The organism is Mycolicibacterium psychrotolerans (assembly GCF_010729305.1).
Lineage (GTDB): Bacteria > Actinomycetota > Actinomycetes > Mycobacteriales > Mycobacteriaceae > Mycobacterium > Mycobacterium psychrotolerans.
Genome location: NZ_AP022574.1, coordinates 2,619,908 through 2,645,656 on the forward strand (window position 1 = coordinate 2,619,908; position 25,749 = coordinate 2,645,656).

Genomic DNA, 25,749 nt, shown 5'->3' on the forward strand with positions numbered 1-25,749 from the left:
GGGTCGTCAGGGGATGAAGGTGGGCATGGACTCCCAGCCGCGGACTGCGGTGGTCTGGGACGGGACCGCGTGAGACCAGTCGACTTCCCATGTCGGGAATCGCTTGAGGATCTCCTCGAGCGCGATCCGGCCCTCGAGGCGCGCCAGTGCGTTGCCCATGCAGAAATGTGTTCCGGCGCCGAACGTCATGTGCGAGCGCACCTCTCGGTGGATGTCGAACACATCGCCGTCGGGCGGAAAGCGCCGATGGTCGTGGTTGGCGGCGCCCATCAGCAGCAGGATCGCGCTGCCCTCCGGAACCGTCTGGCCGTAGTACTCGGTGTCGCGGGTGACGTACCGGGCCACCTGCAGCGCCGGCGGCTCCCACCGCAGGATCTCTTCGATCGCCTGGGGGATGAGTGAGGGGTCCTCGGCAAGTTGGCGGCGCTGGTCGGGATGGTCGGCCAGCGTCTTGGCGGCCCAGCCGATCAGCCGCGTCGTCGTCTCGGCACCCGCCGTGGCGACCACGGTCAGGTACATCAGCAGCTCATCACGCCGCAGCCGGCGCACGGTGCCGGTCTCGTCGGTGAATTCGACGTTGAGCAGGTCGGTCATGATGTCGTCGGACGGGTGCTCGGTGCGGTAGTCGATGAACTCCGCGAACACCTCACCGGTGGCCCACTGGCCGATCTCCGTGCTCTGCAGCGTCGCCTCGCCGTGGTCGGTGACCCGGCGCTGGTCGGCCTCGGGGATGCCCAGCAGCATGCCGATGACCCGCATCGGCATCTGCTCGCCGAGATCGTTGACGAAGTCGAAGCGGCCGGAGCCGATCAGCGGGTCCAGGCAGCGCGCGGTGAACTCACGGATCCGCGGCTCGAGAGCGAGCACCTTGCGGGGGGTGAACATGCGGGAGAGCAGATTGCGATGGATGTTGTGGATCGGCGGATCCTCGAAGATCAGCGTCCCCGGCGGGATGTCCATGCCCGACTTGATGATCTCGAGCAGCGCGCCGCGGCCGGAGATGAAGGTGCTGTGGTCGATGAGCGCCTTGTTGACGTCGTCGAACCGGCTCAGCGCGTAGAAGTCGTGCTTGGCGTTGTAGTACAGCGGCGCTTCCTCGCGGAGGCGAGCGAACACCGGGTAGGGGTTCATGTTCAGGTCGACGCTGTAGGGGTCGTAGTACAGCTCGCCCGGCGTCTCGGCGTCCTGCACGTCGGGGTTGTCGGCACTGATCGTCACGGTGTCCCTCTCGCTGGCCACGTCTCTGCGTAAGACATCGGGCTGCAATGTGTCTCACACTCTGACATCGGAGGACGCAAGGTGTCAATGACCGACTCGCTGAAGGCGAGGATGACTCTCGGTTTAGAAGAACTACCTTCTCCCCAAGGTTGGCGAGAGGAAGGGCGGCGTTACAGTAGAAGCACGTTCGGCCAAGCCTGTGCTGCAGTGTGCCCGAAGGGAGAGTGAGGTTCTCGCTGCTTCGCTCAGTCGGCGGCGAAGCCGTGGGCGCAGAAGTCCCACACTTCGTCGGCAGTGATCGGATGTGCCGCGCCGTCGCCGACATCCCCGCTGGACTGCGCGACGAACATCACGGTCTGCATGGTGATGGCGGCCATGCGCTTCGGGCTGACGCCGTCACGAAGCAGGCCCGCGGCACCGGCATCCTCCATCAACTCGGTGAGGAGCGCGAGGAGCGGCGCATGCGCGATCTTGACCTCGGACGGATGGGACACCAGCAGTCGCGGCGCGAAATCGGTGAAGAGGGGCCGCTTGGCCGCCGGGTCCGGCCGCGACGACTCGAACAGCAGGGAGATGGCCACTTTGAGCCGCTCGAGGGGATCGTCCTGGCCGGCGGTCGCGGCGCGGATCTGATCCGCCGAACGGCTCAGCGCGTCTTCGAAGAGGGCGAGCAGAAGTTCGTGTTTGCCGTCGAACTGGAGGTAGAAGCTGCGCAGCGACTGGCGCGACCGGTCGACGACCTCCTGCACCGTGAAGTCGGTGCTGCCCTTCTCGATGATGATCGCCTGCGCGGCGTCGAGGAACCGCTGCACCCGCTGGGCGGCGCGCAACTTGGCGGTCTTGATCGAACGCTCGACCGCACGCTGCTTCCAGGCCGGCTCCTCGCTGGGGCTGGTCACCGGCGGCTCGGACGCAGGCCGACTGGGAAGAACATGAACTGACTGTACCGGAGAACGCCTTGCCATAGCGGTCTAGGACCCCCTCTCGGCCGACGTGTCAGAGATTGTAACTTCCTCACCACGAGAATAGTATTCTCATTTTGGTGATAACAGAAGGCCCAGTCTCCACTTCGACACCGGGCTTCCCGACACCCGAGGACGGGCCGTGTACATCGACTACGACGTGACCGACAAGATCGCGACGATCACCCTGGATCGCCCTGAGGCTGCCAATGCGCAGAATCCCGAGCTGCTCGACGAACTCGATGCGGCGTGGACACGGGCGGCTCAGGACCCGGACGTCGCGGTGATCGTGCTGCGCGCCAACGGCAAACACTTCTCCGCGGGTCACGATCTGCGCGGCGGCGGTCCCGTTCCGGACAAGATCACGTTGGAGTTCATCATTGAGCACGAGGCGCGGCGCTACCTGGAGTACACGTTGCGCTGGCGCAATGTCCCCAAGCCGTCGATCGCCGCGGTTCAGGGCCGCTGCATCTCGGGGGGACTGCTGCTGTGCTGGCCGTGCGACCTGATCATCGCCGCCGACGATGCGCAGTTCTCCGATCCGGTGGTCCTGATGGGCATCGGCGGCGTCGAATATCACGGGCACACCTGGGAATTGGGCCCGCGCAAGGCGAAGGAGATCCTGTTCACCGGGCGTGCGATGTCGGCCGAGGAGGTACTGGCCACCGGCATGGTGAACAAGGTGGTGCCGCGCGCCGAACTCGACAGCCAGACCAGGGCGATGGCCCAACAGATCGCGAAGATGCCGCCGTTCGCTCTGCGGCAGGCCAAGCGTGCGGTGAACCAGACGCTGGACGTGCAGGGTTTCTACGCCGCGATCCAGTCGGTGTTCGACGTCCACCAGACCGGACACGGCAACGCGCTCAGTGTCGGGGGATGGCCGGTGCTGGTGGATCTCGAGCACATGAAGGCCAACATCACTTAGCTGGAGGCTCTGGTGTGCGCACAGATCGTCTCGTGAAGCCGTCTTTCGATCTGGACGCACACCAGGCGCGCTGCAGGATCCCGCTCAGAGGTTGGCCAGGCGCGGTGCCGAGCCGCGGGCCCGCAGGCCTGCGCCGGCCCGGCGGGTGAGTTCCCGTGAGCTGCCCAGTAATCCGTCCAGCACCAGTACCCGCTCGACGTGGTGGTGCAACTCGTGTTCGGCCGTGAAGCCGATGCCGCCGAGCACCTGCTGACAGTTCTTCGCTGCGGTCAGTGCCGCCCTGCCCGCGGCGGCCTTGGCGAGCAGCGAGGTCAGATCGGGGTTGTCCACGGCGGGCAGGCTCAGCGTCGCCTCGGCGCCCTCGATGGCCACCAGCGTCTCGGCCAGCCGATGCCGGACCGCCTGGAAGCCGGCGATCGGTTTGCCGAACTGCACGCGGTCCAGCGCATGCCGGCGAGCCAGCGCCACCATCGCCCGCGCGGAGCCCACCAGCCACCAGCCCACCGCCACCCGCGCTTCGGCCAGCCGGATCGGGTAGCCCTCCTCCTCGCGGCGCAACGGCAGACCGCCCAGCGTCGGCTCGGCAGTGGTCGGGCTGATGCGGTCCCACACCACCCACGTGTTGCCGGCGTACGGCAGGGGCAGTTCGACGGTGTCGCCGATCGTGTTGCCGGTGGCGTGCAGCACGACATCGACGAGTACCGAAGCGTGCGTACCGGTCTCGCCGAGGAGCCGGAAAACCAGGGGCACCGCGATCTGCGGCGTGTCCGCGAGCATGTCGGCCCAGCCCAATTCGGTCAGTGCCGCGTCGAGCTGCGCGCCGGACGCCGACAGCATGGTCTTGCGCAGCGCGGCCTCCAGCATGTCGAGTGACTCGCGGTCCATTGCGTGGTCGATTCCAGCGGCCATGGTCACTCCTTCCCGAGATCGAGTAGACGGCGGGCGATGATGTTGCGCTGCACCTCGGCCGTGCCGCCGTAGATCGTGGCTGCGCGCGAGTACAGGTACTCGGTGCGCCACGGGCCGTCGTCGAGTTCGATGACGCCCGGCAGCAGATCGCGCGCGGTGTCGTAGAGCCGCTGCTCGGCGCCGGCCAGCAGCACCTTGTCCACCGAGGTGTCCGGGCCGAGCTTCTGTCCGTTGGCGAGCCTGTGCTGGGTGGCCCGGGACCGGCAGCGCAGCGTGTGCAGCGCCAGATATGTCTCGCCCATGTCCGCGTCCACGGCCTGCCCCTGCGCCTTCACCGCTGCGATCAACGCGTCGAAACGTGAGTAGAGGTAGGCGATGCGCTGCCAGAAACAGGTGGAGCGCTCGTACGGAAGCAGATCCATCGCAAGGCGCCAGCCGTCGCCGGGAGCTCCCAGCATCCGGCCGCCGTCCACGACGACGTCGTCGAAGTAGACCTCGCAGAACTCGTCGACGCCGTGCATGGTGCGCAGCGGTCGTACGGTGATGCCGGGGGTGTCGAGGTCGACGAAGAACGCGGTGATGGCCTCGTGGTTCGGGATGTCAGGGCCGCCGGTCCGGGTGAGCAGCACGCACCGGCGGGAGAACTGCGCGAAGCTCGTCCACACCTTCTGGCCGTTGACGATCCACTCGTCCCCGCGCCGGGTGGCGCGGGTGGTCAGCGACGCGAGGTCGCTTCCCGACCCCGGTTCCGAAAACCCTTGGCACCACATCTCTTCTCCGCTGAGCAGCTTCGGCACCATCTCGGCGGCGAGTGCGGGGGAGGCGTAGTCGATGATCGTCGGCGCCAGCACGTCGAGCATGGAGTACGGTCCCGGCTCGACCAGACGGCGACCGACCACCTCCTCGCCGACGATGGCGCGCAGGATGTCGGGTCCGCCGAGCCCGCCGGCGTGCTCGGGCCAGCCGTAGCGGTTCCAGCCGGCGTCGTACAGGGCGCGCTGCACTCGGGCGAACTGGGTGAGGTGTCCTTCGAGTGAGTGGTCGTCGGCCGGCGTCAGATCGTGCTCGCCCAGCCATGCCACCAATCGCGTCCGGAACGTCGCCGGGTCGTGGAGGTCGGTCATCCCGCCTCAGGCCTCCCGATCGCGTGGGGGCGCCCGGAGTCGTGGTCGCCGTTGCGCCGGATGAAGGTCATGGCCCGGGTGCGCAGGCGCCAGCCCTGCTCGGTGCGGACGTAGGTGTCGTTGTAGTAGCCGATGCGCATGTCGTGGGTGCTGTGTTCGACGAAGCACAGCGGTTGGGTTCCGGTGGCCCGGTCCCGGTCCTCGGGGTCGAGCGTCACCAGCGACGTGCCGGTCATGAAGAGCCCTTTGGGCGCGGCGCCGACGAGTTCGGGGAAGCGGGCCAGGGTGTAGGTCGAGCCGAACGCGCTGTAGGTGCCGTCCGGGGTGAAGACCGAGACCAGCCCGTCGATGTCGCCCTGCGTGATGGTCACGGCGTACTTGGCCAGCACCTGCTGGATCTCCACGAGATCGTCGGTGCGCGAGGGTTCAGTTGGCACAGTCATTCTTGTAGACCTTACCGCCCTTCATTACAAAAGAAACATTGCGTGTAACGCCGATGTCGGCGAGTGGGTCGCCCGGCACCGCGATGATGTCGGCCAGGTACCCCTCGGCGATGCGGCCCAGCGAGTCGGATCTGTTGATGAGGTCCGCCGCGACCACGGTCGCCGCCCGCAGTACCGCGTCGGGCGGCATGCCCCAGTCGACCAGCGTGACCAGTTCGTCGGCGTTCTTGCCGTGTGGGATCGCGGGGGCGTCGGTGCCGACGGCGATCTTGACCCCCGCCTCGTACGCGGCCTTGATCGACGTGCGCGCCTTGGGGAACATCTCGGCTGCTTTGTCCTGCAACTCTTTCGGCGCCTTCGACACGTCCATGTACTCCGCGAGCCGCCGCGTCGTGACGAGGAAGCGGTCGTTGTCGACCAACATCTGGATGGCTTCGTCGTCCATCAGGAATCCGTGTTCGATGCAGTCGATCCCGCAGGCGACGGCGTGCTTGACCGCTTCGGCGCCATGGGTGTGGGCGGCGACACGCAGCCCCCGCCGGTGCGCCTCGTCGACGATGACGCGCAGCTCCTCGTCCGAATAGTGTTGTGCTCCAGCCTCTCCGGTCAGTGACATGACACCGCCCGAACAACACACCTTGATCAGCTGGGCGCCGTGCTTGATCTGGTAGCGGACCGCCTTACGGATCTCGTCGACCCCGTTGGCGATGCCCTCCTCGATGGTCAGCTCGAGCACGCCCGGCATGAACGCCGCGAACATGGTCGGGTCGAGATGGCCGCCGGTCGGGGTGATCGCGTGACCGGCCGGGATGACTCGCGGGCCCTCGATCAAGCCGCCGTCGATCGCCTTGGCCAGTGCGACGTCGAGCAGATAGCCGCCGGTCTTGACGAACAGCCCGAGGTTGCGCACCGTGGTGAAGCCGGCACGCAGCGTGCGGCGGGCGTTGCCGACCGCCCGCAGAACCCGGGTGGGAGGATCGTCCTGCACCTGCGACAGGCCGGGATTCTCCCCGCGTCCGCCCATCAGGAGGTTGACCTCCATGTCCATCAGACCGGGCAGTAGAATGGCGTCGCCGAGATCGAGGACGTCGGCGTCCGAGGCGATCTCGCCGCCCACGGAGGCGATCCGGCCGTCGTCGACCGTGACGATGCCGGGACGGATGATCTCCCCGGCGTCGACGTCGAGCAGACCCGCGGCTGTCAGGGTCAGCGGCACTAGACCACCGGCTCCTTGATGATCTCGACCCAGGCCGCGCCGCTGTCGAGGACGCGCGGTTGTTTCCAGACCTCGATCGGGAACGACACCATCACCACGGACTGCATCAGATGCATCAGGTTCTTCGCGTCTTCGGGCATGTCGTGCAGCGGAAAGCGGGCGTCCAGGTAGACCATCGCGTCCTCGAGTCGGGCCAGGCCGGCGTCGTAGAGCTCCTGCATCTCGGCCATCGTCGACGCCAGCCGCTTGGCGTAGCGCTCCGGTTCGGTGGCCAGGCACCAGTCGGTGAAGCGCTCCAGATCGGCGAACTCGGCGGGAAGCTGGGCGGTGGTGGTCTCAGACATGGGCGGCGCTCCCGTTCGTGGCGGCCTTGGTCAGACCGTTCTCTTCCTTGTACTTGTCAACGTAGCGGTGTGCGGTGTGATGAAGATGGCGAAGCAGCACTTCCTGGTCGCACAGCGGGAATTCGGTGACCGCGCGGGTGCCGATCTGGGTCTGCGTGGCTTCGAGGGTGTTGGCGTCCTGCAGCGCATACTCCTTGAACGTCACGGCCGCCAGTTCCTGCGAGAGCCGCTGGCGGGTGTTCTTCGGGGGCACGAAGTACAGGCTGGCCTCGAAGATGTGGGTGTCCACGCCCGTGGGCCAGTAGTGGTACGTCAGATACCAGCCCGGGGCCCAGATCAACAGCGTGAAGTTCGGAAAGAACTCGAAAGAGTCCTGGCCCCAGAAGGGTTGGCGTGAGGGATTGATCGCCGGCGGCAACTCGTCGGCGGCGACGCCCTTGATGTCGGGCCGGTCCCACGGACCGAACAGTCCGCTGTGCAGGATCCGCTCGATCGGTTTGACCATGCTCTCGTCCTTGGGCGGTGACATGCCTCCCCAGGAGGAGATCATCGAGTGCTGGCCCTTGATGTCGTAATGCAGCGCCTCGAAGCCGATCTTGGCGAGCTTCTCCGCCTCCTCCTTGACCGCCTGCTTCATGTGCAGCACCGGCGCATGGTAGAACTCGGTGAACGCGTCGATGAACAGCTTCCAGTTGGCCCTGATCTCCGAGCGGTAGCTGTAGACCTCCGTCATCTCGTGGAACGGATAGCCCTCAAGACCCGTGGCGAAATCGCCGAGGTAGTCGGTCAGCGGTTCGGCGTCGTCGTCGAAGTTGACGAAAATGAAGCCTTCCCAGACCTCGCAGCGCACCGGCTTGAGTCCGTAGTCGGCCTTGTCCACGTCGAAGAACTCCTCCTCCTGTTGGATGAAGGTCAGATCGCCGTTGAGGGCGTAGCGCCAGGCGTGGTACTTGCAGGTGAACTGCCGGCACGCACCCGAGACCTCCTCGCCCGGATAGTCGTTCCAGACGAGCTTGTTCCCGCGGTGCCGGCACAGGTTGTAGAACGACCGGACGTTTCCGTCCTTGTCCTTGACGATGATGATCGACGTGCCCGGCCCGACCGACGGCATCTCGCGGGTGAAGTAGCTGCCCGCCTTGGGCAACCGCTCCACGCGGCCTACGTTGAGCCAGCACTTGCGGAAGATGGCCTGCTGCTCAAGTTTCCACTGCTCAGGGTCGATCGAGTCGGTGTAGTCGACCGGTGCGGTTCCCAGCTCCGGCCAGTTCTCGGTCCAGCTCCCGGCAGCAGGCTTGGGGAAGTGTGCCATGGATTATCGCCTCTCTGTGTCGGGGTCGGGTTGAACCCCAAAGCTGTTGATGGCCATGGCCAGGGCGCCATAGCAGCCGATCGTGAAGACGAGATCCATGACCTGGTGCTCGTCGAGGTGGGTGGACAACGTCGCCCAGGTTGGGTCGGCGACGGTCGAGTCGCGGCGCAGCTCGTCGACGGCCGCCAGCACCGCGCGGTCGAGTTCGGTGGACGCGTCCCCGCGCTCGATGCCGGCGATGTCGTCGTCGGACAGGCCGGCGTCGCGACCCATGGTGACGTGGTGGCGCCACTCGTAGTCGCAGCCGCTGAGGAGCGCGATACGGAGCACGGCCAGTTCGCGCAGCCGAGGAGGCAGAGTGGATCCGTAGAGCAGGTGGAAGTTGAACCGCAGGAAGTTCCTGGCCAGTTTCGGGTGCTGTAGCAGCGTGGCGACGAGATTCCCGGCGGCTTCCGGGGTGCGCCGCTCGGCGGGCATCAGGCCCGACAGCGCCGCGTCGACGGCGTCGTCCCACTCGTCCGCCGGCAGCGGTGGGATGCGCACTGCCGTTGTCCTCTCCCTCATGAGAATCAGGTTCTCATATTTGAACAGTAGATTTCCAGTCCTACGCCGGAACGTCGATCGACGGATGCGGATCCGCAGGCCACGAGCCGTCCTCCATCGAGTCAACGTCGCAGCCAGTTGCCTGGCAATGACTTGCAACATTGATTCTCGCTCATGGAGAAGCTAGTTTCCATTGGAAGAAGCAACGGTCGGAAATGGCGCGCGCCGTGAGAACGGGTGTGCCGACGTGAAGGAGCCGTCGTGAACAAGAACGACATGATCTTGATCAGCGTGGACGATCACATCGTCGAGCCGCCGGACATGTTCAAGAACCACCTCCCGAAGAAGTACCTCGATGAGGCCCCTCGGCTGGTGCACAACCCCGACGGATCGGACACCTGGCAGTTCCGCGACGTGGTGATCCCCAACGTGGCGCTCAACGCGGTCGCAGGCCGGCCCAAGGAGGAGTACGGCCTCGAGCCTCAGGGGCTCGACGAGATCCGGCCCGGCTGTTGGCAGGTCGACGAGCGCGTCAAGGACATGAACGCAGGCGGCATCCTCGGCTCGATGTGTTTCCCGTCGTTCCCGGGCTTCGCCGGCCGGCTCTTCGCCACCGAGGATCAGGAATTCTCGCTGGCGCTGGTGCAGGCCTACAACGACTGGCATGTCGAGGAGTGGTGCGGGGCGTACCCCGCACGGTTCATCCCGATGACGTTGCCGGTGATCTGGGACCCGGTGGCGTGCGCGGCCGAGATCCGTCGCAACGCCGCGCGCGGTGTGCACTCGTTGACGTTCTCGGAGAACCCCTCGGCCATGGGCTATCCCAGCTTTCACGACTTCGACCACTGGAAGCCGATGTGGGATGCGCTGGTGGACACCGACACCGTGCTCAACGTCCACATCGGTTCATCGGGCCGACTGGCGATCACGGCGCCGGACGCGCCGATGGACGTGATGATCACCTTGCAGCCGATGAACATCGTGCAGGCCGCCGCGGACCTGTTGTGGTCGCGGCCGATCAAGGAGTATCCGGACCTGAAGATCGCGCTGAGTGAGGGCGGCACCGGGTGGATCCCCTACTTCCTGGAGCGGGTGGACCGGACCTACGAGATGCACTCCACCTGGACCGGACAGGATTTCAAGGGCAAGGTGCCCAGCGAAGTGTTCCGCGAGCACTTCCTGACCTGCTTCATCGCCGACCCGGTCGGGGTGACCACCCGTCACCAGATCGGGGTGGACAACATCTGCTGGGAGGCCGACTATCCGCACAGCGATTCGATGTGGCCGGGCGCTCCCGAGCAGCTCGACGAGGTGCTCAAGGCCAACGACGTGCCCGACGACGAGATCAACAAGATGACCTACGAGAACGCGATGCGGTGGTACAACTTCGACCCGTTCAGCCACATGTCGAAGGAGCAGGCGACGGTCGGGGCGCTGCGCAAGGCAGCGGAGGGCCACGACGTTTCGATCCAGGCGCTGAGCAAGCACGAGCACGGTGGAACGAGTTTCGCCGACTTCGCTGCGAACGCGAAAGAACTGACCGGCAACAAGGACTGAGCACCACCTCTTGCGCCGAAATGGCATTCCAGCAGGGAAAGATCGAGTGGACTCCTGCTGGAATGCGAGTTCGGCGGGGAGTGAGACCGAGGAGCAGGTTATGCCGAGCGGCATGAGTTTCGAGCTGAGCGACGATCAGGAACTGATCCGCAAGTCCGTGGCCGAGTTGTGCACCCGGTTCGACGATCACTACTGGCTCGAGAAGGACCAGGCGCACGAGTTCCCGCAGGAGTTCTACGACGCCATCGCCACGGGCGGCTGGCTGGGCATGACCATCCCCGAGGAGTACGGCGGCCACGGTCTCGGCATCACGGAGGCGACCCTGCTGCTCGAGGAGGTGTCCCGGTCCGGCGCGGCGATGAACGGCGCCAGCGCCATCCACCTGTCCATCTTCGGTATGCAGCCGGTGGTCAAGCACGGCTCCGACGAGCTCAAGGCCGAGACGTTGCCCCGCATCGTCGACGGTGATCTGCACGTCTGTTTCGGCGTCACCGAACCCGGTGCCGGGCTGGACACCTCACGGATCACGACGTTCGCCAAACGGGAGGGCGACCACTACCGCGTCAACGGCCGCAAGGTGTGGATCTCCAAGGCGCTGGAATCGGAGAAGATCCTGCTGCTGACCCGCACGACGCCCTACGAGGAGGTCACCAAGAAGACCGACGGCATGACGCTGTTCCTGACCGACCTGGATCGCGCCCACGTCGACATCCGACCCATCAAGAAGATGGGCCGCAACGCGGTCAGCTCCAACGAGCTGTTCATCGACGACCTGATGGTGCCGGTCGCCCACCGGGTCGGGGAGGAGGGGCAGGGCTTCAAGTACATCCTCGACGGCCTGAATCCGGAGCGGATGCTGATCGCCGCCGAGGCGCTCGGCATCGGCCGGGTAGCGCTGGAGAAGGCGGTCAAGTACGGCAACGAGCGGCAGGTGTTCAACCGCCCGATCGGGATGAACCAGGGCCTGCAATTCCCGCTGGCGGATTCCCTGGCCCGGCTCGACGCCGCCGAACTCGTACTGCGCAAGGCCACCTGGCTCTACGACAACGGCAAACCCTGTGGGCGCGAGGCGAATACGGCCAAGTACCTGTGCGCCGACGCCGGCTTCGGCGCCGCCGACCGCGCGCTGCAGCTGCACGGCGGCATGGGCTACTCCGAGGAGTATCACGTCGCGCGGTACTTCCGCGAGGCCCGGCTGATGAAAATCGCGCCGGTCAGTCAGGAGATGATCCTGAACTTCCTCGGCGAGCACGTGCTCGGCCTCCCGCGCAGCTACTGAACACCTGCTGTGGTTGTCTGAACACGTGTCGACTCCGAAAGCCGCGCCGCTGGCCGATGTCACCGTCGTCGCGATGGAGCAGGCTGTCGCGGCGCCGATGTGCACCCGGGTGCTCGCCGACTTCGGCGCCCGCGTGATCAAGGTGGAGAATCCCGACGGCGGCGATTTCGCCCGTCACTACGACGATGTCGTGAACGGCCCGGGCGGTCTGGCCGCCCACTTCGTGTGGTGCAACCGCGGCAAGGAATCCGTCGCGCTGAACACGAAATCCGCCGCGGGTGAGGAACTGCTGCACCGGTTGCTCGACCGCGCCGACGTGTTCGTGTCCAATCTGGCTCCCGGCGCCACGGCACGCCTCGGGGTGGCGGCCGCCGACCTCGCCGACCGCCATCCCGACGTCATACCCGTCGAGATCGACGGATACGGTCCCGGCGGCCCGATCTCCCACAAACGCGCGTACGACCTTCTGGTGCAGGCGGAGTCGGGGTCGTGCGCGATCACCGGCTCTCCCGGCATGCCCGCCAAGCCCGGCCCCGCGATGGCCGATTTCACCACCGGTCTCTACGCCGCCATGTCGATCGTGACGCTGCTGTACGGGCGCGCGCGGCAGCCGCGGCCGGGTCCGGCGCCGTCGGTCGAGTTGAGTCTGTTCGACGTGATGACCGACGTGATGGGATACGCGCTGACCTATACCCAGCATTCCGGCATCGACCAGGAGCCACTGGGCGTCGGTTCGCCGGCCGTCGCGCCGTACGGCGCCTACCCCACCCGTGACGGGCACACCGTGGTGCTCGGCACCACCAACGACCGGGAATGGCAGCGGGTGGCGCGGGAGATCATCGACCGCCCCGATCTGGCCGCCGACGCACGCTTCGCGACGAATCCCGGCCGGTGCGCCCACCGGGACATCCTCGACGACGCGATCGGATCCTGGTGTGCGCGACATGATCTGGCAGACATTCAGAAGACGGCAGACGAAGCCGGTATCGGCAACTCGCGGTTCAACAAACCGAGCGACGTGGTGGTCCACCCGCAGCTGAGTGCCAGGGACCGATGGCGAACCGTGGCCACCCCGAAGGGGGACATCCCCGCGCTCAGGCCGCCGCCGGTCATCAGCGACTTCACCCAGCCGATGGGCGCGATACCCGGCCTCGGTGAGCACACCGACGCGGTGCTCACCGAACTGGGGGTCACGGCCGAGGAACTCGCGCAGCTGCGCGCGGAGGGGTCGATCGGACCCGCCTATGAGTGACGACAGAGAGCACGTCGCGGCTCAACGGCGGGGCAGTGGCGACAGTGACGGAGACGCCGGCCAACGAGGCCCAAGCGCATACGACGACGAGGAGCAGAGGTAGATGCGGGAGACCGTGATCGTGGGAGCGGTGCGCACACCGGTCGGCAAGCGCAACGGGGGACTGTCGGATCAGCACGCGGCCGATCTGTCGGCGCTGGTGCTCAACGAACTGATCGAGCGGACCGGGGTCGACACCGACGTGATCGACGACGTCGTGTGGGGCTGCGTGTCCCAGGTGGGAGATCAGTCCAGCAACATCGGTCGCTACGCGGTGCTCGCGGCGGGGTGGCCCGAGCACATCCCGGGCACCACCGTGAACCGGGCCTGCGGGTCGAGTCAGCAGGCGCTCGACTTCGCCGTGCAGGCGGTGATGTCGGGGCAGCAGGAGGTGGTGGTAGCGGGGGGAGTGGAGGTGATGAGCCGCGTCCCGCTGGGCGCCGCACGCGCCACCGGCATGCCCTACGGGCCGAAAGTGCTTGCCCGCTATGACGACTTCTCGTTCAACCAGGGCATCTCCGCGGAGATGATCGCGCAGCGGTGGGGCTTCCCGCGCAGCCGGCTGGACGAGTATTCAGCCCGGTCACACGAGCTGGCTGCGGCTGCCCAGGACGTGGGCGCGTTCACCGATCAGATCGTTCCCGTCGCCACCGACGGCGGCGTCGTCACCGACGACGAGGGGATCCGGCGCGGCACGACGGTCGAGAAGTTGGCCGGCCTGAAGCCGGCGTTCGCCGACGACGGCGTCATCCACGCCGGCAACTCGTCGCAGATCTCCGACGGAGCCGCGGCCCTGCTGGTGATGTCCGCCGAGAACGCGGTGCAGCTCGGGCTGACCCCGCTGGTGCGCTACCGCGCGGGCGCGGTCACCGGTGCGGACCCGAAACTCATGCTGACCGGACCGATTCCGGCGACGGAGAAGGTGCTGCACAAAGCCGGGCTCGACCTGTCGGAGATCGGCGTGTTCGAGGTCAACGAGGCGTTCGCGCCTGTTCCGCTGGCCTGGCTGGCCGACACCGGTGCCGAGGAGGCGAAGCTGAACCCGCTCGGCGGCGCCATCGCCCTCGGCCATCCGCTCGGGGCGTCCGGTGCGGTGCTGATGACGCGGATGATCCATCACATGCGCGACAACGGGATTCGCTACGGTTTGCAGACGATGTGCGAGGGCGGCGGTACCGCCAACGCCACCGTCGTCGAGCTCGTGAGCTGACGGGAGGGCGGCGCGGATGCGCAGAGATCTGTTCACCGAAGACCACGAGGCGTTCCGGGAACTCGCCCGTGACTTCGTCGAGAAGGAGGTCGTCCCGCACTACCCGCAGTGGGAGCAGGGCGGCCGGATGCCGCGCGAAGTCTTCGAACACATGGGCACGTTGGGCATGCTGGGCGTCGCGATCCCCGAGCAGTACGGCGGCGGAGGTGTGCCGGACTACCGCTACAACGTCGTGCTGCAGGAGGAGGCGGCGCGCGCGCTGGTCACGTTGTCGACGGTGCGCACCCAACTCGAGGTGATCCTGCCGTACTTCCTGCACTATGCGAACGCCGAGCAGCGCGCGCGGTGGTTCCCGGGAATGGCGGCGGGCACACTGCTCACCGCGATCGCGATGACGGAGCCCGGCACCGGTTCCGATCTCGCCGGCATGCGGACAACGGCGGTGCGCGGTGTTGATTCAGAAGGCCCCCACTACGTCGTCAACGGCGCCAAGACCTTCATCACGGGCGGGATGCAGGCCGATCTGGTGATCGTCGTCGCGCGAACGTCGACCGACCCGGACAACCGTCGCAGGGGTCTGACCCTGCTCGTCGTCGAGGACGGCATGGACGGGTTCACCCGCGGCCGCGAGCTGCAGAAGATGGGCTGCAAGGTGCAGGACACCGCCGAACTGTCGTTCGTCGACGTGCGTGTGCCTGCGGCGAATGTGCTCGGCGAGGTGGACGAGGCGTTCGGCTACCTGGGCCACAACCTGGCCCAAGAGCGGCTGACGGTCGCGGTCGGCTCGGTGGCGCAGGCCCGTTCGGCGATCGCCGCGGCCATCGACTACACCCAGAACCGCACGGCCTTCGGCACGCCGGTCGCGTCGTTCCAGAACACCAAGTTCGAGCTCGCGGCCTGTTCGACCGAGGTCGAAGCCGCGCAGGCCATGCTCGACCGGGCGGTCGCGCTGCACGTCGACAGCGAGCTCTCCGGTGCCGACGCGGCCCGGGTCAAACTGTTCTGTACCGAGATGCAGCAGCGCGTCGTGGACCGCTGCCTGCAGCTCTTCGGCGGCTACGGCTACATGGTGGAGTATCCGATCGCGCGGCTGTACACCGATGCGCGGGTGGCCCGCATCTACGCGGGCACCAGCGAGGTGATGAAGGTGATCATCGCCAAATCGCTGGGTTTGTAGACGACCCGCCCCAATTTCTCTGAGACCCTTGTCACATCCGCCGAACCTACCTACTGTGTGTTCACTAGGTTGGTTCGAGCCGAGGAGATCAGTGTCTGCCGCGCAATCCGCCGGGTCCGATGTGGGTTCGCCCAGGCGTCCCTACGCGACCTTGTTCGCCAAGGGGGAGGACCGCAGGCAACGGATTCTCGCGGTGGCCGAGCGTCTGCTGGCACGCAACGGATGGCGGTCCACATCGTTGGCGCAGATCGCCCGAGAGGCAGGCGTGACGTCTGCCGGGCTGCTGCACCACTTCGAGTCCAAAGAACAGCTCCTCAACGCGGTGCTGGATGCGCGCGATGCCGACGACGACGCGCATGCCGACCGGTCCGGTGATCTGATCACCGAGTTGATGCGTGTTCCCGAGCGCTTCGAGCGTGCTCCCGAACTGGTGGGCACCTTCACCGTCCTGCTCGCCGAGAACATCGCTCCGGACGCCCCGCTGCACGACCGCCTGCACAACCGGTACCGGGCCGCGGTCGACATCATCAGGAAGATCATCGAGCGCGGCCAGCGGGCAGGTCGCTATCGCACCGACGTCGACGCGGCCGTCAAGGCCACGGAGATTCTCGCCTTCATCAACGGAATGGAGACCCTATGGTTGCTCGATCCTGCAATCCCGCTGACCGAGGTGTTCACGGAGTACGCAAAGTCGCTGGGCCGGGATCTGGCGGCGACACGATCGGAGGCCACGCCGACATGAGGTACCGGCTCGACATCGTCACGCCCACGGTGGTCGACGCGGTGCGGTTCGCCGGCGGCTGGGTCTACGACCGGGTGACGGCCGGCTGGGACGTCACCGTTCTGGTCGGCAACGACGACGATGTCCGTGCGCTGGAGATCCTCGGCGCCGCAACCGCTGATCTGGAGTCGGTGCTGCAGTCCTGGGAAGCGCGACCCCACCCGCAGACCGTCGCGGTGGCCGCCGATCTGTTCGGCCGCGACGAACGCGTCCGCGCCGGCGTACTCGGCGCGCTGTCCCAGGGGGCGACAGAGGTGACGCTGTGGGGTGAGCTCCGGTCGTCCGAACTGGACAGCAGCGTCGACGTCGTCGAGCACCGGCTCAGCGCCGCCGCCCGCGCGTTCAAGGCGCAGGCCCTGGCGGCGGCCGGCGTGGCGGGGGAGTCCGTGGCGCGCTCGGAGATCTTCTGCTGCGGCATGATGGCCTCCGTCGCTGCGGATCTGGTGCCCGCCAGCTGAGTTCATCGGAGGTCGATCAGCACCTTGCCGACGGCTCGGCCGTCGGCCACGTGCCGCAGCGCCGCCGCAATCTCGGTGAGCGGGTACACCGCTCCGATGTGCGGAACGACCCGGCGATCCGCCAGCAGCGTGCGCATCTCCTCCTCGGTGCGTGCGAATTCCTCGGCCGGCACGTCCTGGAACTGGAATCCCAGGACGTGAACGCCCTTGATGAGCACGAGGTTCAGCGGGATACGGGGAATCGTGCCGGAGGCGAAGCCGACGGTGACGAACCGGCCGCCCCGGCGCAGGCTGCGCAGCGCCGGTTCGCTCAGCCCGCCGCCGACGGGATCGAGCACGGCGTCGGCACCGGCAGGGATCACGTCCCGCAGCGCGGCCCGCAGGTCCACGTTCCGGTGATCGATCGCATGGTTGGCACCGTAACGAGATGCGGCGGCCAGCTTTTCGGGGGACGACGCGACGGCGGTGACCTGCGCGCCCAGCACGACGCCCAGTTGGACTGCGGCGAGGCCGACGCCGCCGCCCGCGCCGAGTACCACGAGTTCGTCGCCCGCGCGGACCCGCGCCATCGATCGCAGGCTGTGCAACGCTGTGTGGTACGCGACGCCGGAGGCCGCGGCCGCGAACATGTCCAGACCGTCGGGCACCGCCGCCAGGCTCGCCGCGTCCACCACGACGCGTTCGGCGAACGCGCCGGCGATCCCGGTACCCGTGACGCGGTCGCCGACCGCGAAACCATCCACGCCCGAACCGACTTCGTCGACAACGCCGGCGAACTCGCTGCCCGGGACGAACGGCGGCCGGAGGCTCACCTGGTAGGAGTCGGCGATCAGGAGCACGTCCGGGAAGTTCACCGCCGCCGCGTCGACGCGGACGCCGACCTGGCCGCGACCGGCGGGAGGGACGTCGCGTTGCTCGATGCGGACGACCTCGGGAGAGCCGAACGCCGGACAGACTGCGGCACGCACCGTGGCTATCCCCGGTAGTCCGAGGTCTCGGCGAGGTCGGCGGCCGAGGCCATCAGGTCTGTCACCACCGGTCCGAAGGCGAGCAACTTCTCGTCGTCGCCGGCCCGCTGGAAGCCCTGCTCGAGCACGATGGCCAACTTCCACTTCGCCAGCACCAGGTAGTAATCCAGGTCGTCGACCTGACGTCCCGACACCGCGGCGTAGTGCGCGACCACCTCGTCGCGCGACGGCATGCCACGCATGTCGACGTAGTTCATCTCCGATGTGCCGTCGGCGCCGGGCCAGCTCTGCACCATCCAGCCCAGATCGAGCTTCGGATCACCCACCGTGCCCATCTCCCAGTCGACGATCGCGGCCAGCCGGGCCGGTGCGCCGTGCCGGTACATCACGTTGGCGAACTGATAGTCGCCGTGCATCAGGCCGGGGACGAAGTCGAGGGGCTTGTGCGCCGTGAGCCACGCCGTCGCCACCTCCAACCCGGGCAGGTCGCGCTTCTTGATGCGCTTCAGGAAGCCGATCCAACGGGCGACCTGGCGTTCGTGGAAGCCCTCGGGCCTGCCGAGGTCCTGCAGACCCTTGGCGCGCCAGTCGACCTTCGACAGCAGGGCGATGCCCTCGGCCAATTGATAACTCAGGCCCGGCCGGAGCGAACCGTCGCTGGCGAACGGCTCCGGCCAGCGGCCGTGGGTGTCCATGGGTGACCAGCCGTCGACGAACCCCATCAGGTAGAACGGCCGGCCGAGCACCGACGGATCCTCGCAGACGCCGACTGCCTTCGTGTGCGGCACTTCGGTGCCGTCGAGCGCCTCGATGATCCGCCACTCGCGCAGGATGCCCTTGTCGCGGTCCTGGGGAGCGCCCGGTGGTGGCATCCGCAGGACGCACCGCTCGTCGCCGCGGGTGAGTTCGTAGATGACGTTCTGGGTACCGCCCGAGAGGAAGCGGGCCTGCAGCGGTTCTCCTTTGCCGGGCAGGGCAGCCTCGTCCATCCAGGCCGCCAGCCTCTCGGTGTGCACAGCCTCGCTCATCACCTGTTCCCGACTTCCGCCTCCAGGTACTCCGCGAACCGCTCGCGTGCTGCATCGCGCTTGCGCGGCAACCACTCCGACGGCCAGACATCGGTACTGGCGGTGTAGTCGCGCAGCACCTGCTTGGCCACCGTCGTCTTGTGCACCTCGGTCGGGCCGTCGGCCAGTCCCATCACCGCAGCACCGGTCACCATGGCAAGGAACGGCATCTCGTTGGTCACGCCGAGCGCGCCGTGCACCTGCATGGCGCGCCAGGCGATGTCGTGCAGTACGGTCGGCATCACGACTTTCACTGCGGCGATGTCCTTGCGGACCTTCTTGTAGTCGTTGTACTTGTCGATCTCCCAGGCGGTGTGGAGCACGAGCAACCGGAACTGCTTGAGCTGCGCGTAGGAGTCCGCGATGTAGGCCTGCACGGCCTGTTTGTCGGCGAGCAGGCTGCCGGCGGTCTGCCGGCTCAGCACCCGCTCGCACATCATGTCGATCGCCTTCTGCGCCAGCCCGATCGTGCGCATCGCGTGATGGATCCGGCCGCCGCCCAACCGCGTCTGCGCGATGACGAACGCCTGGCCTTCGCCACCGAGCAGCGCCGAACCCGGAACGCGCACATTGTCGTAGTGGATCAGCGCGTGGCTGCCCTCACCGTCGCGTTCGCCGTGCAAGCCGACGTTGCGGACGATGTTCACCCCCGGCGTGTCGGTGGGCAACAGGAACATCGACATCCCCTGATATGGGCTCACGTCGGGGTTCGTCACCACCATCACGATGAGGAACGACGCGGTGTTGGCATTGGAGGAGAAGTACTTCCAGCCGTTGATCACCCAGTCGTCGCCGTCGCGGACCGCGCTGGTGGTGAACTGCGTGGGATCGGCTCCGCCCTGCGGTTCGGTCATCGAGTAGCTCGAGAACAGTTCCCCGTCGAGCAGCGGGCGCAGATAGCGGTCCTTCTGCTCCGCAGTGCCGTAGTGCGCGATGATCTCGGCGTTGCCGGTGTCAGGTGCCTGGCATCCGAAGATGACCGGCGCCCACTGCGAGCGGCCGAGGATCTCGTTGAGCAGCGCCAACTTCAACTGGCCGTAGCCCTGCCCGCCGAGCTCCGGTCCGAGATGGGTGGCCCACAGCCCTTTCTGCCGCACACGCTCCTTGAGGGGGTCGACGACCTTGCGACGCGTCTGCGTCAGCGGCGTGAACTGCAGGTGCGGCCAGATCAGGTCGAGGGGCTCGACCTCGTCTCGGACGAAGGCATCCGCCCAGTCCAGCAGTTGCTGATAGTCGGGATCTGTCTCGAAGTCCCACATGCGGCCTCCTCGCCTGCGTCAGGATCTCTGGTATCCGGTGATGACGGTGCAGATGTCGGTGGTGACGACGTCGGCGAATGAGCGGTCACCGAAGGCGCCGGCCGCCCAGTGCCGGGCGCCCTCGCTGACCAGCGTCTGCGCCAGGTAGCTCAGGTGTGCGATGTCGACGTCCGGCCCGAGCTTGCCGTCGGCCTGCGCGCGCTCGAACAGTTCGGTGAACATGTCCGCCTCCACGGCGGACGGACTGCCCGCGGCGATAATGCGGTGTTCATGCCGGTAACCCTCGAGGATCGTCTCGATGATGAGCTCGGGCGGATTGCGCGCCATCGACCGCTCGAACGCCGTGAGCGCCGCGCGCAGGACGGCGTCGATCTCGTAGGGCTTGTCGAGCATCGCGTGGATGGTGCGGTACGCGGATTGCGTGGACAAGACGCCGACCTCGAACAGCACATCTTCTTTGCGCGGAAAGTAGAAGTAGAACAACGCTTTCGACACACCGGCTGCGGCGCAGATGTCGGCGACCGTGGTGGTCGCGTACCCCTTGGTGCGCCACAGCGCCATAGCTGCCTGGACCAGCATGCGTTTGGTCTCGTGTGACCGCGCGCGTTGAAACGACGCGCGACGCTGACCGGAGCCAGCAGTGGTGGACGTCACAAAGGGCGACGCTATCAGCCGATTTCGCCGCTGCCAAGAGCTGACCAGAGTCTAACTGGGTGGCAGCGCCTCGCGGGGGACGCCGCTCTCGTTGACGGCGCGGGGCCGGTGTGAAAACCTGATGCGCAAGGATGAGAATAACGTTCTCGTATGGCGAGATCGTCGAACGGAGCGAATATGCCTGAAGACCTCACCGCGGTCGACTTCTTCCGGGACGGCCGGCTCACCGACGACCCGTACCCGTTCTACAAAGCGCTACGGGACAAGTGCCCGGTGAGCCGCGAGAACCACTACGGCGTCACGATGGTGACCGGCTGGCAGGAGGCGGTCGACGTGTACAACGACGCCGAGACGTTCTCGTCGTGCATTTCGGTGACCGGCCCGTTCCCCGGCTTCCCGGTCCCGCTGGAGGGGGACGACGTGACCGAGGTGATCAGAGCGCACCGCGACGAGATCCCGTTCAGCGACCAGCTTCCGACGCTGGACCCGCCCACGCACACCGATCACCGTGCGCTGTTGATGCGGCTGATCACGCCCAAGCGACTCAAGGAGAACGAGGACGCGATGTGGCAGCTCGCCGACGACATCCTCGACGATTTCCTGGCGCCGGGCCACGGTGAGTTCATCGGAGGATTCGCCGCTCCGTTCACGCTGCGCGTCATCGCCGACCTGCTCGGCGTGCCGGAGGGGGATCGCGACGACCTGATCGACCGGCTGGCCCGCGGGACACACGGCAGCGCGGTGGGCAATGCCGAGAAGACGATGAACAAGACGCCACTGGAATTCCTCTACGAGGTCTTCGCGATCTATGTCGAGGAGCGGCGTGCGCAACCGCGCGACGATGTGCTGACCGGGCTGGCGACCGCCACGTTCCCGGACGGCTCCCTGCCTGAGGTCGGCGACGTGGTGCGGGTGGCCACCAACGTCTTCTCGGCCGGCCAGGAGACCACGGTCAGGTTGCTCAGCACCGCGCTCAAGGTCCTGGGGGACAACCCCGACATCCAGGCGAAGTTGCGCCAGGACCGCAGCCTGCTGCCGAACTTCATCGAGGAATGCCTGCGGATCGAGAGCCCGGTCAAGGGCGACTTCCGGTTGTCGCGGGTGCCGACGACGATCGGCGACCAGCCCTTGGGCGCGGGGACCACCCTGATGGTGATCAACGGTGCGGCCAACCGCGATCCACGCCGATTCTCCGATCCCGACACCTTCGACCCGGAGCGCAAGAACGCCCGTCAGCACCTCGCCTTCGGCCGCGGCATCCACAGTTGCCCCGGCGCGCCACTGGCGCGGGCCGAGACCCGCGTCGGGCTCGAGCGACTGCTGGACCGCACCACCGACATCCGCATCTCCGAAGCTGAGCACGGACCGGCGGGCGGCCGCCGGTACAGGTACATCCCGACGTACATCCTGCGCGGGCTCACCGAACTCCACCTGGAGTTCGACGTCCTATGAAAGTCACCGTCGACGAGGACCGCTGCGCCGGGCACGGCATGTGCCTGACGCTGTGCCCCGAGGTCTTCGAGATGACCGACGACGGCTGGGCCGTCGCGACCCCCGGCGAGGTCCCGGCCGAGTACGAAGGCGCCACGCGCGAGGCCATCGAGAACTGCCCCGAGCGGGCGATCAGCGAAACCGACTGAGAACAGGAGCATTCGAGTGCCCAAGGGTTACATCGTCATCACCGAGGACGTCAAGGATCCCGCCGGGATGGCGGAATACGGCAAGCTCGCGAGCAAGGCGATGGCAGGCGCCACGGTGCTGGCGTTCGACACCAAGGCCGAGACGATCGAGGGCGAGTGGCACGGCAGCCAGACCGTGCTGCTGGAATTCGAATCCGTCGAGGCGGCAAAGGAGTGGTATCACTCGGACGCCTACCAGGAGGCGGTCCCGCTGCGGCATGCCGCGGCGGACTGCAACGGCGCCATTCTCTCCGGCTTCTGACTTCTAGTCGGCCGATGTCATAGCACGTAAGCCTCTGGTTGCGAGGGTGTTCCACAGCAGAGTGCCGATGCTGCTGTCGGCCACTCCGATCTCGAGCGAGGCGCCGACGAGCGCGCCGGTGCGCACCATCATCATCGCGCGTGCGGTGGCATAGGCGTCGTCATGTCCCATGTCGGCAAGAACCTCGACGAGGAAATCGGTCACCCACTGGCGGTGATCGATGGCGAGACGGTGCGCAGGGTGCGCCGGATCCGCGAATTCGGCAGCGGCATTGATGAACTCGCATCCCCGGAAGCCGGGTAGGTTGCGGTAGTCGTCGACGACGTCGGCAATCGCGGACAGTATGCGCTGTGGTTGCGCGCGGTGGTCCTCCCGCAGAGCCATGAGGTCGGTGCGGGCACGCTCCGCGCGGCGCTCGAGGTACGCCGCGATCAGATGGTCCTTGGTGGGGAAGTGCTTGAAAAACGTCGCACGGGCCACGCCCGCCTCCGCGACTATGCGGTCGACTCCGACCGCACGCACCCCGACCGAGAAGAACAGGGCGTCGGCCGTGTCGAGTATCCGATCACGCGGGCGGACGGCGTCCATGGCCGCACTACGTGGTGACGTCGTCACACTTGTCGATACTAGCCATCGTCGGTGTGCAGGAACGTGAGAAGCACCTGCGTCATCTCGTCGGGCCGTTCTTCGTAGATCCAGTGCCCGGCGCCGGCGATGACCGCCGGGGTGACGTCGGATGCATAGTTCTTCACCTGGATGCCGACGAAATCGGCGAGGCTGCCTTCTGCTCCGATCGCGAGAACGGGCATCGCGAGCTTGGTCTTGCCGAACTCGGTATTGTCGGCCATGTCTTGCGGCAGTGAACGGAACCAGGCGAGGTTGGCGCGCAGATGTGCTGGGTCGCTGAGATATTCGGCGTAGATCGAGATGTCTTCGTCGGTGACCGAGCCTTTGATCATCTCCAGCGCATCGATGAACTTGGTTACCCAGAGCTTCTCGTTCCCGGCGATGAGTTCGTCGGCGAAGCCGTTGGCCAGGTTGAAGAATCCGAAGTGCCACGCCCCTGGTCCGTCCGGAGTCAGCGAGGGGAACGAGTAGATGGCGGGATCCGGTATCGGCGCCTCGCTGAGCACGAGTTTGGTGACCTCATCAGGATGGGCCACGGCGTACGCGTAGGCGACCATGGTGCCGATGTCATGGCCGACCATCCGCACCCGACTGTCGAGACCCAGGGCGACGAGCAGTCCATGGATGTCGGCTGCCATCGTCTTCTTGTCGTAGCCTGCCGGTGGAGCGTCACTGCGCCCGGCGCCCCGCAGGCTGGGCGCGACCACCGTGTAGTGCTCGGCGAGTGCGGGCAGCACATGCCGCCACTCGTACCACGTCTGCGGATATCCGTGCAGCAGAACAAGTGTCGGTCCACTCCCGCCGGTGACGTAGTCGATTCCCAACCCGCCGACGTCGACTTTGTCCCTGGTCAATCCTTCCGGTGTTTGCTCGCTGGTCACGGGGAACCTCCGGAGGATTAGTAGACAGACCGATCTGTCTACCTGGGACCGTAACGCAGTCGCGCGCCGGTGACAACCCGTGTCATCCCGCGGTTCACGTCTCGACGATGGAGATGGCCTGCCGGGGGCACTGCCGGACCGCTTCCCGGACCTGTTGTTCGTTCTCCGGGGTCACCTCGTCGGTCAGCACGTGCAGATAATCGTCGTCGTCGACCTGGAAGACCTCGGGGATGATGCCCATGCACACCGCGTTGCTCTCGCACAGGCCGAAATCGACCTCGATCTTGCGGCTCATGGCAGCACCGTGACGGGGACGTGGTGGTAGCCCGCGACGTTCTGCATGCTGACCCGCTGCAAACCGTCGAAGTCGACCTCGAACCGGGGCATGAAGTCCAGGAGGTGCTCGAGTGCGATCGCGGTCTCCATCCTGGCCAGCGCCGCGCCGAGGCAGCTGTGGATCCCGTAGCCGAGACCGAGGTTCTGCGCCTGGGTGCGGTCCCGGTCGATGTCGAACGTCTCACCGTCGTCGAAGGCCCGCGGATCGCGGTTGGCCGCCGCCCCCATCAGGAAGACAGGCTTGTGCGCAGGCACTGTGCCGCTGGGCAATTCGACATCTTTGAGGCTGTACCGGACGTTGTACTGCACCGGGCCCACGTATCGGAGGAGCTCCTCGACGGCGTCGGGGATCTTGCTGCGGTCCTCGAGCAGCTTCTGCCACTGCTCCGGATGGCGGGCGAACTCGACGATGGCGCTGCCGACGAGCTTGGTCACCGTCTCGGCGCCCGCTCCGCCCAGCAGCGTGGTGAAGCCGGTGATCTCGATGTCGTCGAGCTTGCGCAGGCTGCCGTCCTCAGCGGGGATCTCGGCGGCGATGAGACGGCTGATCATGTCGTCCTGCGGGTTCTTGCGGCGCTCCTGGACGAGCCCGTAGTAGTACATGCCGGAGTCGATGTTGGCCTGCATGTTCTCGTCGTTCATGGCGATCTGGCCCGGTTTGCGATGCAGGCTCGTGTCGATCCAGTGCCGGACCTGCTGGCGGAAGTCCTCGGGCACCCCGGCCATTCGCGTGATGACCTCCACCGGGAACGGTCCGGAGAAGTCCTGCACGACGTCGAAGTGATGGGGGTCGGCCGCGGCGAGGTAGTGCCGGACGAGCTCGACGACGGTCTCGCGCTGATTCTGGATCGCCCGCGGGGTGAAGGCCTTGTTCAGCAGGCTGCGCATGTGCCGGTGGTCCGGCGGATCCATGAAGATGATCGACTTCTGCGGCACTTCGCCGGAGCGCACCATGCCGAGGTCGCAGCCACGCGCCGACGAGAACGACTCGTGATCCTTGAACGCCGCCGCCACGTCGGCGTGCCGGGTCAGCGCGTAGAAGTCCTCCTCTTCGTCGTAGTAGACGGGCGCCTCGTCGCGCATCCGCCGGTAGATCTCGTACGGATTGTCGAAGTAATCCTCAGAAACCGGATCGAACACCAACCGGGGTGTGGTCACTGCGTCCTCCTCGGCGCTGTCCTCAGAGCCGGAAACGTTACGAAGGTCTGGCTTAATGTAACGGCTACAGTATGCGCCACCATGGCCCGGAAATCCTCGGTTTTCCGGCAAC

At 66.6% G+C, this 25,749-nt stretch carries 28 protein-coding genes; 11 read left to right on the forward strand and 17 right to left on the reverse strand.

Features of this window, described 5'->3' with window-relative positions:
* Window positions 1–6 precede the first annotated feature (6 nt).
* Both G6N45_RS12980 and G6N45_RS12985 read right to left on the reverse strand, forming a co-directional pair.
* Window positions 7–1,218 carry a cytochrome P450 gene (locus G6N45_RS12980; protein WP_163722696.1) on the reverse strand — a complete coding sequence of 404 codons (1,212 nt, stop codon included), beginning with the start codon at window positions 1,216–1,218 and terminating at the stop codon, window positions 7–9.
* Window positions 1,219–1,463: 245 nt separating this feature from the next.
* Window positions 1,464–2,183, reverse strand: coding sequence for a TetR/AcrR family transcriptional regulator (locus G6N45_RS12985; RefSeq protein WP_082597496.1), 720 nt, complete (start codon window positions 2,181–2,183; stop codon window positions 1,464–1,466).
* A 139-nt stretch (window positions 2,184–2,322) separates the two neighbouring features.
* Between G6N45_RS12985 and G6N45_RS12990 the strand changes: the two genes are divergently transcribed.
* Window positions 2,323–3,105: an enoyl-CoA hydratase gene (locus G6N45_RS12990; RefSeq protein ID WP_163722697.1), complete on the forward strand. Its 783-nt coding sequence runs from the start codon at window positions 2,323–2,325 to the stop codon at window positions 3,103–3,105.
* Between the two features lie 84 nt (window positions 3,106–3,189).
* On the opposite strand, the gene G6N45_RS12995 is transcribed toward G6N45_RS12990, so the two are convergent.
* The 7 genes from G6N45_RS12995 to G6N45_RS13025 are packed head-to-tail and all read right to left on the reverse strand — an operon-like array spanning window position 3,190 to window position 8,993.
* Window positions 3,190–3,990 (reverse strand): acyl-CoA dehydrogenase family protein, encoded by an 801-nt coding sequence (locus G6N45_RS12995; protein WP_163728326.1) that lies wholly within the window; start codon window positions 3,988–3,990, stop codon window positions 3,190–3,192.
* 26 nt (window positions 3,991–4,016) lie between these two features.
* A complete protein-coding gene (locus G6N45_RS13000) occupies window positions 4,017–5,138 on the reverse strand; it encodes an acyl-CoA dehydrogenase family protein (RefSeq protein ID WP_163722698.1) in 1,122 nt (373 codons plus the stop codon).
* Window positions 5,135–5,581 carry a nuclear transport factor 2 family protein gene (locus G6N45_RS13005; protein WP_163722699.1) on the reverse strand — a complete coding sequence of 149 codons (447 nt, stop codon included), beginning with the start codon at window positions 5,579–5,581 and terminating at the stop codon, window positions 5,135–5,137. Before G6N45_RS13005 ends, G6N45_RS13000 begins: the two co-directional genes overlap by 4 nt.
* A complete protein-coding gene (locus G6N45_RS13010; RefSeq protein WP_163722700.1) occupies window positions 5,565–6,797 on the reverse strand; it encodes a metal-dependent hydrolase family protein in 1,233 nt (410 codons plus the stop codon). The genes G6N45_RS13005 and G6N45_RS13010 overlap by 17 nt, the downstream gene beginning before the upstream one ends.
* A complete protein-coding gene (locus G6N45_RS13015) occupies window positions 6,797–7,141 on the reverse strand; it encodes a hypothetical protein (protein WP_163722701.1) in 345 nt (114 codons plus the stop codon). Before G6N45_RS13015 ends, G6N45_RS13010 begins: the two co-directional genes overlap by 1 nt.
* A complete protein-coding gene (locus G6N45_RS13020; protein WP_163722702.1) occupies window positions 7,134–8,450 on the reverse strand; it encodes an aromatic ring-hydroxylating oxygenase subunit alpha in 1,317 nt (438 codons plus the stop codon). The genes G6N45_RS13015 and G6N45_RS13020 overlap by 8 nt, the downstream gene beginning before the upstream one ends.
* 3 nt (window positions 8,451–8,453) lie before the next feature.
* Window positions 8,454–8,993: a carboxymuconolactone decarboxylase family protein gene (locus tag G6N45_RS13025; protein ID WP_163728329.1), complete on the reverse strand. Its 540-nt coding sequence runs from the start codon at window positions 8,991–8,993 to the stop codon at window positions 8,454–8,456.
* Window positions 8,994–9,254: 261 nt separating this feature from the next.
* On the opposite strand from G6N45_RS13025, the gene G6N45_RS13030 reads away from it, so the two are divergent.
* The 7 genes from G6N45_RS13030 to G6N45_RS13060 all read left to right on the forward strand — a co-directional run bounded on the left by G6N45_RS13030 (window position 9,255) and on the right by G6N45_RS13060 (window position 16,746).
* Window positions 9,255–10,550 carry an amidohydrolase family protein gene (locus G6N45_RS13030; RefSeq protein ID WP_163722703.1) on the forward strand — a complete coding sequence of 432 codons (1,296 nt, stop codon included), beginning with the start codon at window positions 9,255–9,257 and terminating at the stop codon, window positions 10,548–10,550.
* A gap of 112 nt (window positions 10,551–10,662) precedes the next feature.
* On the forward strand, window positions 10,663–11,829 hold the full coding sequence (locus G6N45_RS13035) for an acyl-CoA dehydrogenase family protein (RefSeq protein ID WP_163722704.1): 1,167 nt from the start codon (window positions 10,663–10,665) through the stop codon (window positions 11,827–11,829).
* A 25-nt stretch (window positions 11,830–11,854) separates the two neighbouring features.
* Entirely contained in the window at window positions 11,855–13,081 is a 1,227-nt protein-coding gene (locus tag G6N45_RS13040) for a CaiB/BaiF CoA transferase family protein (RefSeq protein WP_163722705.1), read from the forward strand.
* Between the two features lie 103 nt (window positions 13,082–13,184).
* A complete protein-coding gene (locus G6N45_RS13045; protein WP_163722706.1) occupies window positions 13,185–14,330 on the forward strand; it encodes a thiolase family protein in 1,146 nt (381 codons plus the stop codon).
* A 16-nt stretch (window positions 14,331–14,346) separates the two neighbouring features.
* Window positions 14,347–15,507, forward strand: a complete 1,161-nt coding sequence (locus G6N45_RS13050; RefSeq protein ID WP_163722707.1) for an acyl-CoA dehydrogenase family protein — start codon at window positions 14,347–14,349, stop codon at window positions 15,505–15,507.
* A gap of 91 nt (window positions 15,508–15,598) precedes the next feature.
* Complete coding sequence (locus G6N45_RS13055) at window positions 15,599–16,249, forward strand: TetR/AcrR family transcriptional regulator (protein ID WP_163722708.1); 651 nt, start codon at window positions 15,599–15,601, stop codon at window positions 16,247–16,249.
* Window positions 16,246–16,746, forward strand: a complete 501-nt coding sequence (locus G6N45_RS13060; protein ID WP_163722709.1) for a hypothetical protein — start codon at window positions 16,246–16,248, stop codon at window positions 16,744–16,746. Before G6N45_RS13055 ends, G6N45_RS13060 begins: the two co-directional genes overlap by 4 nt.
* A gap of 2 nt (window positions 16,747–16,748) precedes the next feature.
* On the opposite strand, the gene G6N45_RS13065 is transcribed toward G6N45_RS13060, so the two are convergent.
* From G6N45_RS13065 to G6N45_RS13080, 4 genes are read right to left on the reverse strand one after another with little or no spacing between them, the layout of a single operon-like run.
* Entirely contained in the window at window positions 16,749–17,714 is a 966-nt protein-coding gene (locus tag G6N45_RS13065; protein WP_163722710.1) for an NADPH:quinone oxidoreductase family protein, read from the reverse strand.
* Between the two features lie 5 nt (window positions 17,715–17,719).
* On the reverse strand, window positions 17,720–18,742 hold the full coding sequence (locus G6N45_RS13070; RefSeq protein WP_163722711.1) for a phosphotransferase family protein: 1,023 nt from the start codon (window positions 18,740–18,742) through the stop codon (window positions 17,720–17,722).
* A complete protein-coding gene (locus G6N45_RS13075; RefSeq protein ID WP_163722712.1) occupies window positions 18,742–20,040 on the reverse strand; it encodes an acyl-CoA dehydrogenase family protein in 1,299 nt (432 codons plus the stop codon). The genes G6N45_RS13070 and G6N45_RS13075 overlap by 1 nt, the downstream gene beginning before the upstream one ends.
* A gap of 18 nt (window positions 20,041–20,058) precedes the next feature.
* Window positions 20,059–20,619: a TetR/AcrR family transcriptional regulator gene (locus tag G6N45_RS13080; protein ID WP_179965318.1), complete on the reverse strand. Its 561-nt coding sequence runs from the start codon at window positions 20,617–20,619 to the stop codon at window positions 20,059–20,061.
* A gap of 252 nt (window positions 20,620–20,871) precedes the next feature.
* Here G6N45_RS13080 and G6N45_RS13085 point away from each other — a divergent pair, with 252 nt between their 5' ends.
* Genes G6N45_RS13085 through G6N45_RS13095 form a run of 3 tightly spaced genes read left to right on the forward strand, consistent with a single transcriptional unit; the run spans window position 20,872 to window position 22,635 of the window.
* Complete coding sequence (locus G6N45_RS13085; protein WP_163722713.1) at window positions 20,872–22,146, forward strand: cytochrome P450; 1,275 nt, start codon at window positions 20,872–20,874, stop codon at window positions 22,144–22,146.
* A complete protein-coding gene (locus tag G6N45_RS13090; protein ID WP_163722714.1) occupies window positions 22,143–22,334 on the forward strand; it encodes a ferredoxin in 192 nt (63 codons plus the stop codon). The genes G6N45_RS13085 and G6N45_RS13090 overlap by 4 nt, the downstream gene beginning before the upstream one ends.
* A gap of 16 nt (window positions 22,335–22,350) precedes the next feature.
* The gene (locus tag G6N45_RS13095; RefSeq protein ID WP_163722715.1) at window positions 22,351–22,635 is read left to right on the forward strand and encodes a DUF1330 domain-containing protein; all 285 of its coding nucleotides are present in this window, start codon (window positions 22,351–22,353) and stop codon (window positions 22,633–22,635) included.
* 3 nt (window positions 22,636–22,638) lie between these two features.
* On the opposite strand, the gene G6N45_RS13100 is transcribed toward G6N45_RS13095, so the two are convergent.
* The 4 genes from G6N45_RS13100 to G6N45_RS13115 form a co-directional block, all read right to left on the reverse strand.
* Window positions 22,639–23,223 (reverse strand): TetR/AcrR family transcriptional regulator, encoded by a 585-nt coding sequence (locus tag G6N45_RS13100; protein ID WP_163722716.1) that lies wholly within the window; start codon window positions 23,221–23,223, stop codon window positions 22,639–22,641.
* 38 nt (window positions 23,224–23,261) lie between these two features.
* Window positions 23,262–24,143 carry an alpha/beta fold hydrolase gene (locus tag G6N45_RS13105; RefSeq protein WP_197746874.1) on the reverse strand — a complete coding sequence of 294 codons (882 nt, stop codon included), beginning with the start codon at window positions 24,141–24,143 and terminating at the stop codon, window positions 23,262–23,264.
* Between the two features lie 94 nt (window positions 24,144–24,237).
* Window positions 24,238–24,438: a ferredoxin gene (locus tag G6N45_RS13110; protein WP_163722717.1), complete on the reverse strand. Its 201-nt coding sequence runs from the start codon at window positions 24,436–24,438 to the stop codon at window positions 24,238–24,240.
* Window positions 24,435–25,637, reverse strand: a complete 1,203-nt coding sequence (locus tag G6N45_RS13115) for a cytochrome P450 (protein ID WP_163722718.1) — start codon at window positions 25,635–25,637, stop codon at window positions 24,435–24,437. The genes G6N45_RS13110 and G6N45_RS13115 overlap by 4 nt, the downstream gene beginning before the upstream one ends.
* Window positions 25,638–25,749: the final 112 nt, after the last annotated feature.